This window comes from Salinimonas marina, assembly GCF_015644725.1.
Lineage (GTDB): Bacteria > Pseudomonadota > Gammaproteobacteria > Enterobacterales > Alteromonadaceae > Alteromonas.
Genome location: NZ_CP064795.1, coordinates 1,386,360 through 1,399,656 on the forward strand (window position 1 = coordinate 1,386,360; position 13,297 = coordinate 1,399,656).

Consider the following 13,297-nt stretch of genomic DNA (forward strand, 5'->3'; position numbering starts at 1 on the left):
TTGAAATAGCATTTCTACAACCATACTCAAGGGGCCCATTATGGCAAATCAAACCCAACAACCTGATCACGAGACCGACCTGCTGGTTATCGGGGCGGGGTGAATGGCGTCGGCATAGCGCTGGATGCAGCGGGGCGCGGTTTGCAGGTAATGCTCTGTGAAAAAGGCGACCTGGCCGGGGCCACTTCCTCTGCCAGTAGCAAACTGATTCATGGTGGATTGCGTTACCTTGAACATTACGAATTCCGGTTAGTCAAAGAAGCCTTATCCGAACGGGAAGTTTTGCTTAATAAAGCCCTCATATCATGTGGCCGTTACGTTTTCGCCTGCCACATCAAAAACACCTCAGACCAGCGTGGATGCTGCGGGCTGGCCTGTTTTTATATGACTCACTGGCTAAAAGAAATGTGCTACCGGGTTCAAAGAAATTAACAATGCAGAAGGACAGCCCGCTGGTACCGCAAATATCCACCTGTTTTGAATATTCAGATGGCTGGGTGGATGATGCCCGTCTGGTGGTGTTAAACGCGATGGCCGCCCGCGACAAAGGCGCGGATATTCGGGTGCGCACTGAATGTATCAGCGCCAGAAAACAGGCTAATTACTGGCTCGTCACTTTGCGCGGGCCAGAAGGTAAAACGTTTACAGTGAGCGCCCGGGCCCTGGTGAATGCGACCGGCCCCTGGGCAACCTCGTTTTTAGAACGGATGGAAAACACCGATATTCCTGGCACCATGCGGATGGTTAAAGGCAGCCATTTGGTGGTGCCTCGTTTGTACGAGGGCGAGGAAGCCTATATTCTGCAAAATGAAGACGGGCGGATTGTATTTGTCATTCCTTACGAGAATGATTTTTCCCTGGTGGGCACCACGGATGAAAATTATACCGGTGATCCGCAAGCGGCGAGCATCTCGGTCGCAGAGACCGAATACTTACTTAAAGTCGTAAAATCTTATTTCAAAACTGACATCGGTGAGCCGGATATTGTTCACAGTTACAGTGGTGTACGGCCATTGCTGGAAGAAAAAAATGCCTCAGCACAGGAATTGACCCGTGATTATAAGGTCGAACTGCGTAATGAAGACAACGAGCCGCTGCTGATGAATATTTTTGGTGGCAAGATAACAACGTATCGAAAGCTGGCTGAACAGGCGGTCGATAAACTGGCCGCCTGTTATAACCTTACTCAAGGGCCGTGGACCGCGAAAGCAACACTGCCTGGTGGCGATTTTTCCGATCCGCGCACCTACGCAAGACAGCTTCAACGCCGCTTTGACTGGTTGCCAGAAACCCTGGCCAGACGCTATACCCGCCAGTACGGCACGTTATGTGAGGAATTCCTGCAACATAAAACCGCACTATCGGATATGGGTGAAGACTTCGGCTCACAATTATTTGCCGCCGAGGTAGACTATCTGGTGGAACGGGAGTGGGCGGTCAGCACGGATGATATTTTGTGGCGCCGGACCAAACAGGGGCTGCATTTTTCAACGGCCAGAGAAGCGCAGTTAAAGGCGTATCTTCAACAACATCCGTTGCTGGGCCAGTACACTGCTGAAGCTAACCTATCTGCCGCCAGTGGTAGCGATGATGGTGTAGCCGCGACGAGTCAGCCGGTATAAGCCCGTGGGCTGACATCAGTGCTCGTGAGACCGGCCGGTTCAGTGCCTGAACCAGCCCCCTGATAAGGTAACCGGGCGGCGATGCAGGTTAAACGGGTCTGGTGTTTGCCGCTAAATCTGCCTACACTCGATGGCCTCATAATAACAATAAAACGACAGAGACTCGGCTGCCGATAGCCGATTATCCGCAGTATTCACCCATTTACACATTCAGGTTTATTATGACACAGAAAAAAGTCGGGTTTGTTGGCTGGCGAGGTATGGTTGGCTCAGTGTTGATGCAGCGCATGCAGGAGCAGAATGACTTCGAGCATATTGCCGCGACCTTTTTTACCACCTCCCAGGCGGGCCAGCCGGCCCCCCAGTTTGGTCAGACAGACGCTGGCCAGCTTGAAGATGCCTTTGATTTCAATAGCCTGGCGCAACAGGATATTATTGTTACCTGCCAGGGTGGCGACTATACTAAGCAAGTGTACCAGGACCTGCGGGAGCAGGGATGGAATGGCTACTGGATTGATGCGGCCTCAGCGCTGCGAATGAACGACGATGCCGTCATCGTATTAGACCCGGTAAATCGTACGCACATCGATAATGCTATAGACAGTGGTACCAAAACCTTTGTTGGCGGGAATTGCACGGTCTCCCTGATGCTGCTGGCATTAGGCGGGTTATTCGCCAAAGATTTGGTGGAATGGGTTTCGCCTATGACCTATCAGGCGGCGTCGGGCTCGGGCGCCAAACATATGCGTGAACTTATCAGTCAGATGGGCGCTATTCATACCTCGGTAACCGAGTCGCTGGAGGACCCGGCCAGTGCGATTCTGGATATTGACCGGCAGGTGGCCGATTTTATTCGCAGTGAAGACTATCCCTGCGACCAGTTTGGCGTTCCTTTAGCGGGCAGCCTGATCCCTTATATTGATAGTCAGATGCCTTCCGGGCAGAGCCGCGAAGAATATAAGGCCGGTGCTGAAGCCAATAAAATTCTACAACGGATGGACACGCCGGTGCCTATTGATGGTTTGTGCGTAAGGGTAGGCGCGATGCGAAGCCACAGTCAGGCGTTAACCATTAAACTTAAAGAAGACTTGCCGCTGGATGAAATTGAAGATCTTCTTGAATCTCACAACGAGTGGGTGAAAGTGATTGCTAATGATCGTGAGCAGTCTATGCGCGAACTGACCCCGGCCAGTGTGACCGGAAGCCTGTCTATCCCTATAGGCCGGATTCGCAAACTGGCTATGGGGCCGCAATACATTTCCGCCTTCACCGTTGGTGATCAGCTGTTATGGGGCGCAGCCGAGCCCTTACGTCGCATGTTAACGATCCTACTTAGCAAACTAAGTTAAATTACCGGTTAAAGAGAACCACCCATTGCGGTCATCTGCCACGGGTGGTTTCTTATTCGCAATTTTACTTTGCCCTCACCCTGCCTGTAACAACCTTACCGCACACATAGTGTGCACCGGTGTTTAAGCCATTGAAGTACCGCGTCAGCCATGTGCCCGGAACCGTTATAGCCGCACATTTTAAGGCTGCTTGACCTCGGGTGGCTCGGTTTGATTGTGGGGACGGGGGCTCAGCAGTGCGTTCCTGTTGTAAAGCCTGCTCAATTAACCCCTCCAGTTGCATAAACAGCGTCAGGTAATCATTATCCAGATGTTTACCCGCTTTTTCATCCACCCATGCCCGGTACAATGTATCTGACTGCTCCTGTTCGATGTTCTGGTAAGCTGTGGTTTGTCGGCTTACTTCCTCAGGCGAAAAGCCACTGCAGTGCAAGGCCTGAGCCCCTAGCTCCAGAGCCGAGTAATACGTTTCTGACACCGAGACATTGGCCCCGGCGTGACGTAACCGGTAACTGTGGCCGCGATCAAACGCGCGGCCATGATATTGACCTTGGGGTAGGTCCGCTTAACATAGCGTACCATTTCAATAGCGGCCTGCTGATTGTCGATGGCCACCACCAGCATTGCTGCCTTTTCAATGCCTGCGGTAGCCAGAATATCGTGCTGGGTGGCGTCACCAAAGTAGGCTTTAGTGCTAATTCGTCGCATCAATTCGACTTGCTCCGCTCTGATATCCAACACCACGGTTTTGATGCCATTGGCCATTAGCAAGCGATTGACAATCTGTCCGACCCGGCCAATACCGGCTATAATCACCGTACCCTGCTCGTCGATAGGGTCGGCCACACGCTGATTAGAATGATGGCGATAACGGGGCAAAATGACCCTGTCAAATAAAATGAACAAGGCTGGGGTTAAGAACATCGACAAGGCCACCACCAGCGCCAGCACCTCTGCCAGCGAACCAGGAATAACCTGATTTTGTTCTGAGTAACTTAACAGCACAAAGCCGAATTCACCGGTCTGAGCCAGACTCAGGGTAAGCAACCAGCGGTCGGTTCCGTGGATACCGAAAAAACCTCCAATTCCAAACAGAATCAACGCTTTAATTAGCATCACCGCAAGCGTAAGACCGATGATAAGCCATGGGCTATTATTCAGAACCTGCATATTGATACCGGCGCCCACCGTAATAAAAAACAAGCCCAGAAGCAGCCCTTTCAAAGGCGCGACGCTGGACTCCAGTTCATGCCGAAATTCACTATTTGCCAATACCACCCCGGCTAAAAAGGTGCCCAGGGCAGCCGATAGACCCACCATATTCATTAACGCGGCGATGCCGATGACCAGCATCAGAGCGGTGGCAGTAAACACTTCTTTTAAGCCGCTGGAAGCCACAAATCTGAATAGAGGACGACTAAGGTAGTGGCCCGCACTGATGACGGCCGCCACCGACACCAGAATGACCAGAGCATGTGCCCAGGCCGGTAAATCAGCCACCAGACTGACACTGTGGGCGCCGGTATCGGCTGCGCTGCTATCGGGCAACGCCAGCAAAGGAATAATCGCCAGCATAAAAATCACCGCAATATCCTGAAACAGAAGAACCGAAAAAGCACTTTTGCCCCCATCGGTTTTTTGTAAGCCTTTTTCCTGCAAGGTTTGCAATACAATGGCAGTCGAAGATAAAGCCAGCACAAAACCGATGGCGATGCCCACTGACCAGCGTTGGTTAAACGCAATCGCAAGCCCTGTGACCGCCAGAAGTGTCAGGAAGACCTGTAACCCGCCTAATCCCAGCAAACGGCTTTTCATGGCCCATAGAGCTTTTGGCTCCAGTTCCAGACCGACTAAAAACAACATCATCGCCACCCCAAATTCGGCAAAATGCTGAATGGTCACGGTTTCGTCACCCACCACGCCTAATACTGGGCCAATGATAACGCCGGCCACCAGGTAGCCTAATACCGAACCCAGTCCCAACCTTTTTGCTACCGGTACGGCGATCACCGCCGCTAAAAGATAAATAAACGCCTGTAGAAAATAGTCGCTCATAGAAAAAGGGCCTGTATCTTAAGGTTAAAAATTCAAATATAGAATGCAGGCTTTTACGCACAAAAGATATTTTTAGTGTTTTTATCCGGTTCGGCGGGGGGAATAAGTTAGTCAAAACCCTGGGTCAGCCTTGCCCTCGCAACAAGGCAGGAAGAACCGACGCCATGAGCAGCACCGCCATGGCCATATTGAAGATGCGTAAGCGTTGTATGTTGTTAAGAAAACCCGCCAGGTGATGGCCCATTCCTACCCATACCCCGATACAGGGCAAATTAACCGTACCAAATACAATGGCCACAAACAGTACACTGGCTAGGGTCGTGTCAGCAGCATAGATGCTGGTAGCGGTGATGGCCATTGCCCAGGCTTTCGGGTTAACCCATTGAAATAGTGCGGCCTGCATAAAGGTAAGGGGAGAAGCATTCTCGGTACTTTTTACTCTGGAGGCAGAGGTCGCAATTTTCCAGGCCAGATACACCAGGTATACCCCACACACTACACGCAATACCACAAAGGCTTCAGGATAAAACTGAAACAGCTGGGTTACGCCCAGGCCCACCCCCAAAATCATCAGGGTAAAGCCAATCGCTACACCAAACATATGGGGCATAGTCGCGCGCAACCCGAAGTTCACTCCGGAGCTCATCAGCATCAGATTATTCGGGCCGGGGGTGATTGACGAGACCAGCGCAAACAGGGTCAGCGGATACAGAAATTCAAAGTTCATAACAGGAGGGACTTCATTAAGTATTAATGCAATTTTAACTCGATTATTTCGCGCATAGTGTGCAAAATTAAATAATTAATCGATGGGATGCGCAATTATTTATGAAATATGACCATTATACAGACCAGATATTGCAAATTCTGCAAAAAGATGGCCGTATCAGTAATACTGAGCTGGCCGAGCGCATCGGCTTGTCAGCTTCTGCCTGTTTACGTCGGGTACAGGAGATGGAGCGTAGCAAAGTCATCAGTGGGTATCGGGCGGTTGTTAACCAGGCGAAACTGGGACGAGGCTTTGTGGCCTATGTCAGTGTGGGTCTTAATGAGCATACTACTGCCTCGCAGCGGGCGTTCGAAAACGCGGTGGCCTTAAGCCGCGAAGTACGCGAATGCCATAATATTACCGGCGCCTTTGAATATCTGCTGCGGGTAGAAACCAGCGATATTCAGGCCTATAAACAATTTCACGCAGATGTACTGGGCGCGATTGTGCAGGTCAGCACCATAACCACCCATGTGGTTATGGACTCTGCCAAGGATGAGCGGGCCTGAACCAGGGCTGATGGGTACGCAATCACCGGTAGCAACTACGGGCATAAATATGGCGGGCGTACACACGCCGTGGTTTTAAAAAGATTACGGAGCGCTTTGGGTGTTGGCCGGGGAAGTTCAGCTCAACGCCGTTGACAAGCGTTTACGCTAACAATTTGTGGTCAGTAGATTAGGGCCTGAAGAAAGCCGAACAATATTACCGCTACTATGCATGCAGAATTGATGGTTCGTAACAGTTTGAAGCGCTCAATAGTGCGGGCTGCAAGGCCTGAAAAATGCCCTGATTCTAAAGCATGTTTTAAGCCGGCATTCATGGCTGGGTGGGAGGGCATACCGCCTTCGGGCGGACAAGCTATTGCCATTTTTCGGGATAGATCCCAGCCAGGTAGGTGCAAAGTCGTTTAAAAATTACGATGTGAATGGCCATTAGCAGGCACAGTAAGGCGAACGGTAATAGCATTTCCATATAATTCTTTCCTGCACGGGATTAAGTCATCTGCGCCAGACTGACATTGGTGTTAGCGTTACACCTGGATTAATAACCTGGTGGGTTTGCCGCTCCATTTCCCCGGGGCTTATTTACCGGCGATTTAATTGCTGGGGCTTACTTAACGCGGATGTAGTCACCCCGCACATTATTACCCCACACATAGTTAACCGGGCTCGCAAAGCAATTACTCACCAAGCTGCCTGCCAAAAGGCGGTTTCCAGTTGCTATAACACTGCGGGGGGAGAACGGCAACAGCAGGAAGCAGATGGGAGGCTACAGGCAAACCTAAAGCAAGGGGTTGTGTCGTAGAGTAAACACAAAAAAATGCCAGCCCAGAATAACCTGGACCGGCATGATGAAAATAGATTTACGTAACGTGTTACAGTTTGACCATCAGTTTGCCTTTATTCTTACCATCGAAAAGCAGGTTCAGACCCTCCATGGCGCTGGTGAGGCCTTCGATAATGTGTGAGCGGTATTTGATCTGACCTTTTTGCACATAAGGGGCAAGCTGCTGAGTAAGCTCCTTAGATTTGTGCAAGTGGTCAGGCATGGCAAAGCCTTGAATCATTACCCGCTTTTTGATTAGCGGCAACCAGTTGGGACCCGCAGAGGGCTTGTCTTTCTGATAATCCGCAATCATTCCGCATACGACCACCCGAGCATGCTCAGCCATGCGGTTCATCACATGATGCTGAATTTCGCCCCCGGTGTTTTCAAAGTAAAGATTTATTCTGTCCGGCGTCAGCTCTTCAAGCTTTTGTTCCAAATCATCGGTTTTATAATTAATGGCACCATCAAAATCAAGTTCATTGGTGATCCAGTCGGCTTTTTCGTCGCTGCCCACTACGCCGATAACACGTAATCCGTTAGCTTTGGCAATCTGACCGACAATCGAACCCACAGACCCTGCTGCGCCGGTAACCACCAGGGTTTCACCTGACTGAGGTTTGCCAATATTCATCAGCCCCTGAGTGGCGGTAAGCCCGGGTAAACCAAACACACACAACGCAGTTTCTTCATCGATACCTTCCTGAAGTTTGGTCAGGCTCTGACCATCGGCCACTGCATATTCGCGCCATCCCATCATGCCCATAACCAGGTCGCCTGGCGCAAAGTCCGGATGATTTGACTCAACCACTTTTCCCACACCACTGGAACGCATTACGTCATTAAGCGCTACCGGGGGATATAGCTTTCTTCATCGGCCGTCATCCAACCCAGCATGGCCGGGTCCAGCGACATATAGGTTTGTTTTACCAGTATCTCGTTTTCCCCTGGAGCAGGGATTTCATTTTCAACAACTTCAAATAGATGCTCACCAATTTTGCCGTCATCGGGGCGTTGTTTTAACAGAATTTCGGTATTTTTTGACATGATAGCCTCCTGGGATAATGTGACTTGAATACGCAGCATCAAAACAGACAGACCATAGCCACGGTGCCATCCTGGTCTGCCTGAATGAGTGCGTTAAGCGTTATCTTCTTCAGCGATTTGTGTGAGCGCCTGGGCCAGCTGCTGCGGTTCCTGAGCCCCTGAAATCAGGTACTTTTGATTAATTACAAAGGCTGGCACCGAGGTCACCCCGGCTTGCTGGTATTGCTGCTCTTCCTGGCGGACCTGATCGGCAAAGTCGTCGCCATTGAGCACCTGCCGGGCCTTCTCGTGATCCAAACCGGCTTGTTCAACACAGTCTAATAACACCTCTTGATCCTGTATGGAGCGGGCTTCACCAAAATAGGCATCAAATAATGCCTGCTTCATTGCCGTTTGCTTATCGAACTGGTGCGCCCATTTAACCAAGCGGTGCGCATCAAAGGTATTGGTAGTATAGCGGCTTTCCATTTTTTCAAAATTGAGACCCAAATCAGCCGCAATGGCCATCATCTGCTGTTGAGATGCATCAATTTGCTCTTTGGTGGTGTTGTATTTACGACACAGCGCCGGAACAATAGGCTCGGGCTGCGCGTCCGGATCGGGATTGAGCTCAAAAGCCCGCCAGGTAAGCGTGGCTTCTATCTGTGGAAGCGTGTTCAAAGCCTGTTGAAGCCGGCCATAGCCAATCGCGCACCAGGGGCAGGCAATATCAGAGACCAAATCGATTGTTATTGCAGTCATGCTTCACCTTTAAGTTAACGTCGTTTTTAAAGATATGCGGATGACTATTGGAAAGGGCAACCTGCAAAGGGTGTTGGTGAGGGGTTTTTAAGCACATTGGTGTGCATTTTAACGGAATGATCCTTTTTGACCGGGTTTGGTGTTGATTTATATATCAATGCATTACAAAATTTGTGTAGACTTAGTCAAAGTGTTGTTTGCTGTCTTTATCTGCAAGTGACTATTTTGCCCGCCACCTCATTTACAGATGTATTGTTACAGCGCAGCGGTTAAACCAGATGACATCGCCGAGATCAGGAACTGTAGTATTGAAGAGCTCTACTCACATAGAACTAGTGAAGTTACAAAAATCACAAATTCGCCATGCAAAAGTGTTTTCCGGAATCAGCCCCAAAGCAATGCGGCGGGTTTTCAGCACCTGGGTGATCTTCGCGATTTTGGTATGGATTCTGGTTATGTTTGCGCCGGGCCTCAGCAGTACCTTTATTCTTAGCACTGCCTTGGTGCTGGTGGTTTTCACGATTGCGATGTTTGCTCAAAGCCGGGTAGGGGAAGGTTGGCCGGCGGTTTTAGTAGAAGATGATAAGCTGCATGTGGTGCGCGATCCTTATAAGCGTGAGTTTTTTCGCTTATCGCCTGAGCTGGTGGCTCATGTCGAAGGCACTCTAATCAAACCTAATAAAAAAGCAATTGCATTGGTATTGCACACTGAGCAGCTGGCCCAGGAAGATATCAATATGCTTAATCAGGCCGTGTGGCCCCGGGAAGACCGGCTGTTGGCTTTAGCTCACTTCATCAGTCGGGATAAAGCCTGTGAAAACCTAAATGCCTTTATACGCCATCAGGTAACATAATGGGGTAAATATTGCGTATGCGTTATTTTCTTGTCCGTCATTGCCGACAGCACTATTGTTAATAGATCCGGCTCATCCGCGCTTAGTGAATCACTCCCAACGAAGCATAAGGTGCTACCCGATTAACAAAGTTTTCTAAGATTATCCGCCACGTTAATTAAAAATCATAAGCTTGTTAATAACTTACAAATACATTATAACGGGTTTTTTATATTCGCTTTTTCTTAATTCTCTAATTTTTAAGGAATAATCGACGCTTTTATGCAAAAGCTGAGAGATCTTGGCCTGCCTTGTGCTTATACCAATGCTTACCTAAGATTACGTTTATAAATACATGCGTCTGTCTCGCGAAAGGAGAGCAAGAATATGACATCATCGGCGGGAAATAATACGCATAAGAAAGTAGCGCTGCGAATTCTGGTGGTCGAAAATGAACCGGTAACGGCCAGTGTGATCACCAGTGTTATGACCGGGTTGGGCTGGCAGGTTGACTTTGCCGCCAGTGGCAGGGCCGCACAGAAGCTACAGAAAAAACAACAGTATGATGTGGTATTGCTTGATGTAACACTGCCGGATGTTGCCGGGACACGGGTTTACGAGCAGCTCAAACAACAATATGGTTCAAATTTACCAGTGCTGCTGATTAATGCTATCAGCGATAAAACCACCGATATTCAGCTGCTGCCGGGTGATGACTTTGTGCCTGATGCCACGGACACCAGAGATATCGTCAGCCGCTGCCAGACGCTGGCCGCAGCCAGCGCAGTAGCAATCAGTGCCTGATTAAGACCGGTTGGCGTCGGGACTGGTGTCGCTGGTCTCGGGCGCCGAAGAGGATTCACAATGTTCGCTGTTGCGGGTAAGCTGTAACGAAGTGAATAGCGGAAAGTGGTCGGAACCATAACCTGGCAAGCGCTGGATTTTGACCAAATCAAAGTGGTCAGAATGAAACACATGATCTAATGGCCAGCGTACCAGTGGATGCTTCGCATGAAAGGTATTGTAAAAGCCGCGACCCAGACGGGGATCTCTGGCCCGGCTATGTTTCCGGAAATTGCGGGTAGTGGGAGACCAGGCCACATCATTCAGATCTCCGGCGATAATCACCGGCCGATCCTCATCAACAATTTCCTGACCCACTAATGTCAGCTCCTCGTCACGAGGGCCGGCACTTTTATTTTCGGTGGGGCTTGGCGGCTTTGGATGCAGTAAATAAACCACTACAGGCTCATTTTCAATTTCAATTGTGACCTGCATTGAAGGTACATCGTCCTCAATGATGTAGCGAATCTCTTCCTCTTTAAAGGGCAACCGACTATAAAGATGCATGCCGTAGAGATTTTCAAGGGGACACGCCAGACGATACGGGTAATCTTCATGTATCGGGGTCATCGCGTTTTCCCAGTCTTTGTTACTTTCAAGGGTCACCAGCATATCCGGTTTATGCTGGTTAACCAGGTCAATCAGCCCCCGATAGTTATCGTTATGCATATAAACATTGCTGGTCATAATGCTGAAAACCCGGTCTTGCTGAGGTTGCTTTACCCGGGTGACTTCTCTAGGGCCAATTAAAGTGTAAGGGTAGACCCAGCTTATCTGATACCCCAGCGCCAGTAACAGCAGCCCCGCAAAGACGATGCTGGCGATGGTGGGCCCTATCGCGGTTATATATGCAACCCATCCCAGTTCGATGGCGGCAATAATAAAGATCTGCTGTACACGAGGAAATTCCCAGACTCTGATTAGCCAGTGTTCGCCAGGGAGGTGAGGGGCGATGGTGGTAAAGATCATCGCTAAACTCAGTAAACTTAAGACTTCAAACATGGAATGTTTCCTATAACAGCAATCGTGCCTCGGCGGTGTATGTAGTAGAGGGGTACATAATAATTATACTCTTTACGACCCCGAAAAGCTTAGGTTCACCCAAAAGCAGCACTTGTATAACAACTGAACATATTAGGTGAATTTTTTGCCGAACTTTGGTAAACCTTGCACGCTAGGCATTACTGATTGCTAGTGGTTTCATTTATATTTCTTTAAAAACAATAGACTAGGTGAAAATTTTGATGGCACAACTCTGGCATCAGTCTTAAAGTAATATTAACAGGAGAGTATGCAATGAAACGCACATTACTATCATTGATGGTGGCTGGTCTGGTAAGTACCGGCGCGGTAGCGGCAGACATGAAGTCTGAAAACAAATGGGAGAAGGGGGCGAAAGACGCCTGGATTGATGGCAAAGCCGAAGCCACCTTGCTATTTAATGGCAACCTCAACTCCTTTGATATCAATACGGATGTCAAAAACGGCACGGTGGTACTAACCGGCAAGGTTAAAAACTCAGTAGATAAAAAACTTGCGGAAGAGCTGGTAGTGGATATCGACGGGGTGACCGCGGTGGATAATCAGCTGGTGGTAATGGGTAAAGACGCCATGATGGCAACACAAGGTAACAGTGGTGACAGGGAAGAGGGCATGAAAAGCAAGTCCAAAAAAGCCACCAGTGAGCTTACCGATGCGAAGATTGCTACCGTAATCAAGACCCGATTACTCATGGACTCGGATATTTCTGGATTTGATATTGATGTGGATGTGGAAGAAGGCAATGTTACTTTAACCGGTACGGTGAAATCCGATGCCGAGCGGCAGCTGGCCGTTGAGATTGCACAAAATGCCACGGACGTGAAAAATGTTGAAGACAACCTGGAAATAGAGACTCCGGAAACCATGAACTAAAGGTGGACGGTCTCAGGCCATAGACAAGACATATTCAAGCGGCGTTATCACGCCGCTTTTTTGTGGCTGATTGCTACAGTTTCGGTCAGCCGGCATCTGCAAATCTTACCTGAGGTACCCACATCCTGTAAAAATTTCCCGGTGCGTTTTGAATAATGCCCACTTGCATATGCAGTAGCAGCTGTCACAAAACTGCAACTTTTTATGTAGTACTTGATGTATAAGGCTTACAGCGATTTTATTAAATTTTTGCAAACTTGGTTCAATAGTTGAATGGTTAAAGGAAACCAGAGTCCCACTGTACTGAACAGCGGTATAGCGACTCAAGGATCGATAGAATAAGTATTGAAGGAAATTCTATGAAACTGTTAAGAACCAAGCGCTTTACGAAGCCTGAGAATCGTTTTCAGCAATACCTGCAAAGTCAGCCTGTATTTAACTGGTTTGATCGTTACGAAGACAAAAAAGCCTATGAGGCACCAATACGCAACGATACCAGCAGCAGTGTCAGCTGGATTGCGAAGCGGGTAGGCGAGTAATTCATTGTCTGTCGGGCCGATAATTCCTGATACCTGGTTACAGCGTGATGCGCAAATTAATGCCAACTCTGTGACCAGACCAGGAAAAGTTGTTATCAGAACTTGTCGGCAATACCTCACACCTTCCTCTACATTTGTTAATTAATCCTTTCTATAATGGATTAGGCAAAGATATACCAGACCGGTGAAAGCCAAAAAAATATATCGATCATAGTATTGATAATTAGCGTATGAATCAGGATGTTAAATCCGTCTG

At 48.9% G+C, this 13,297-nt stretch carries 9 protein-coding genes and 3 pseudogenes; 7 read left to right on the plus strand and 5 right to left on the minus strand.

The features are described from left to right. Nucleotides 1-40: 40 nt before the first annotated feature. Both glpD and asd read left to right on the plus strand, forming a co-directional pair. Nucleotides 41-1,622 (plus strand): annotated as a pseudogene (gene glpD / locus IT774_RS06140) (glycerol-3-phosphate dehydrogenase). Nucleotides 1,623-1,843: 221 nt separating this feature from the next. Beyond that, the gene (gene asd, locus IT774_RS06145; protein ID WP_195811794.1) at nt 1,844-2,971 is read left to right on the plus strand and encodes an aspartate-semialdehyde dehydrogenase; all 1,128 of its coding nucleotides are present in this window, start codon (nt 1,844-1,846) and stop codon (nt 2,969-2,971) included. Nucleotides 2,972-3,035: 64 nt separating this feature from the next. Here asd and IT774_RS06150 read toward each other — a convergent pair. Together IT774_RS06150 and IT774_RS06155 are read right to left on the minus strand one after the other, a co-directional pair. Further along, nucleotides 3,036-5,026 (minus strand): annotated as a pseudogene (locus IT774_RS06150) (monovalent cation:proton antiporter-2 (CPA2) family protein). A 124-nt stretch (nt 5,027-5,150) separates the two neighbouring features. Then, nucleotides 5,151-5,753, minus strand: coding sequence for a LysE family translocator (locus tag IT774_RS06155; RefSeq protein ID WP_195811795.1), 603 nt, complete (start codon nt 5,751-5,753; stop codon nt 5,151-5,153). A 101-nt stretch (nt 5,754-5,854) separates the two neighbouring features. Here IT774_RS06155 and IT774_RS06160 point away from each other — a divergent pair, with 101 nt between their 5' ends. Continuing rightward, complete coding sequence (locus tag IT774_RS06160) at nt 5,855-6,304, plus strand: Lrp/AsnC family transcriptional regulator (protein ID WP_195811796.1); 450 nt, start codon at nt 5,855-5,857, stop codon at nt 6,302-6,304. Nucleotides 6,305-7,173: 869 nt separating this feature from the next. On the opposite strand, the pseudogene IT774_RS06165 reads toward IT774_RS06160, so the two are convergent. After that, nucleotides 7,174-8,171, minus strand: a pseudogene (locus IT774_RS06165) (NADP-dependent oxidoreductase). Nucleotides 8,172-8,264: 93 nt separating this feature from the next. Further along, nucleotides 8,265-8,912: a DsbA family oxidoreductase gene (locus IT774_RS06170; protein ID WP_195811797.1), complete on the minus strand. Its 648-nt coding sequence runs from the start codon at nt 8,910-8,912 to the stop codon at nt 8,265-8,267. A gap of 308 nt (nt 8,913-9,220) precedes the next feature. Between IT774_RS06170 and IT774_RS06175 the strand changes: the two genes are divergently transcribed. Both IT774_RS06175 and IT774_RS06180 read left to right on the plus strand, forming a co-directional pair. After that, nucleotides 9,221-9,766 carry a hypothetical protein gene (locus tag IT774_RS06175; RefSeq protein ID WP_195811798.1) on the plus strand — a complete coding sequence of 182 codons (546 nt, stop codon included), beginning with the start codon at nt 9,221-9,223 and terminating at the stop codon, nt 9,764-9,766. Between the two features lie 366 nt (nt 9,767-10,132). Beyond that, nucleotides 10,133-10,549 (plus strand): response regulator transcription factor, encoded by a 417-nt coding sequence (locus IT774_RS06180; protein ID WP_195811799.1) that lies wholly within the window; start codon nt 10,133-10,135, stop codon nt 10,547-10,549. Here the strand turns inward: IT774_RS06180 and IT774_RS06185 are convergent, their stop codons facing one another. After that, the gene (locus tag IT774_RS06185; RefSeq protein ID WP_195811800.1) at nt 10,550-11,590 is read right to left on the minus strand and encodes an endonuclease/exonuclease/phosphatase family protein; all 1,041 of its coding nucleotides are present in this window, start codon (nt 11,588-11,590) and stop codon (nt 10,550-10,552) included. A 294-nt stretch (nt 11,591-11,884) separates the two neighbouring features. Here IT774_RS06185 and IT774_RS06190 point away from each other — a divergent pair, with 294 nt between their 5' ends. Continuing rightward, nucleotides 11,885-12,502 (plus strand): BON domain-containing protein, encoded by a 618-nt coding sequence (locus tag IT774_RS06190; RefSeq protein WP_195811801.1) that lies wholly within the window; start codon nt 11,885-11,887, stop codon nt 12,500-12,502. 359 nt (nt 12,503-12,861) lie between these two features. After that, nucleotides 12,862-13,041 carry a hypothetical protein gene (locus IT774_RS06195; RefSeq protein WP_195811802.1) on the plus strand — a complete coding sequence of 60 codons (180 nt, stop codon included), beginning with the start codon at nt 12,862-12,864 and terminating at the stop codon, nt 13,039-13,041. The last annotated feature ends 256 nt before the right edge of the window (nt 13,042-13,297 follow it).

Coding starts and splice junctions, on each gene's coding strand:
- asd (WP_195811794.1), top strand. CDS start 1,844: ATGACACAGAAAAAAGTCGGGTTTGTTGGCTGGCGAGGTATGGTTGGC.
- IT774_RS06155 (WP_195811795.1), bottom strand. CDS start 5,753: ATGAACTTTGAATTTCTGTATCCGCTGACCCTGTTTGCGCTGGTCTCG.
- IT774_RS06160 (WP_195811796.1), top strand. CDS start 5,855: ATGAAATATGACCATTATACAGACCAGATATTGCAAATTCTGCAAAAA.
- IT774_RS06170 (WP_195811797.1), bottom strand. CDS start 8,912: ATGACTGCAATAACAATCGATTTGGTCTCTGATATTGCCTGCCCCTGG.
- IT774_RS06180 (WP_195811799.1), top strand. CDS start 10,133: ATGACATCATCGGCGGGAAATAATACGCATAAGAAAGTAGCGCTGCGA.
- IT774_RS06185 (WP_195811800.1), bottom strand. CDS start 11,590: ATGTTTGAAGTCTTAAGTTTACTGAGTTTAGCGATGATCTTTACCACC.
- IT774_RS06190 (WP_195811801.1), top strand. CDS start 11,885: ATGAAACGCACATTACTATCATTGATGGTGGCTGGTCTGGTAAGTACC.
- IT774_RS06195 (WP_195811802.1), top strand. CDS start 12,862: ATGAAACTGTTAAGAACCAAGCGCTTTACGAAGCCTGAGAATCGTTTT.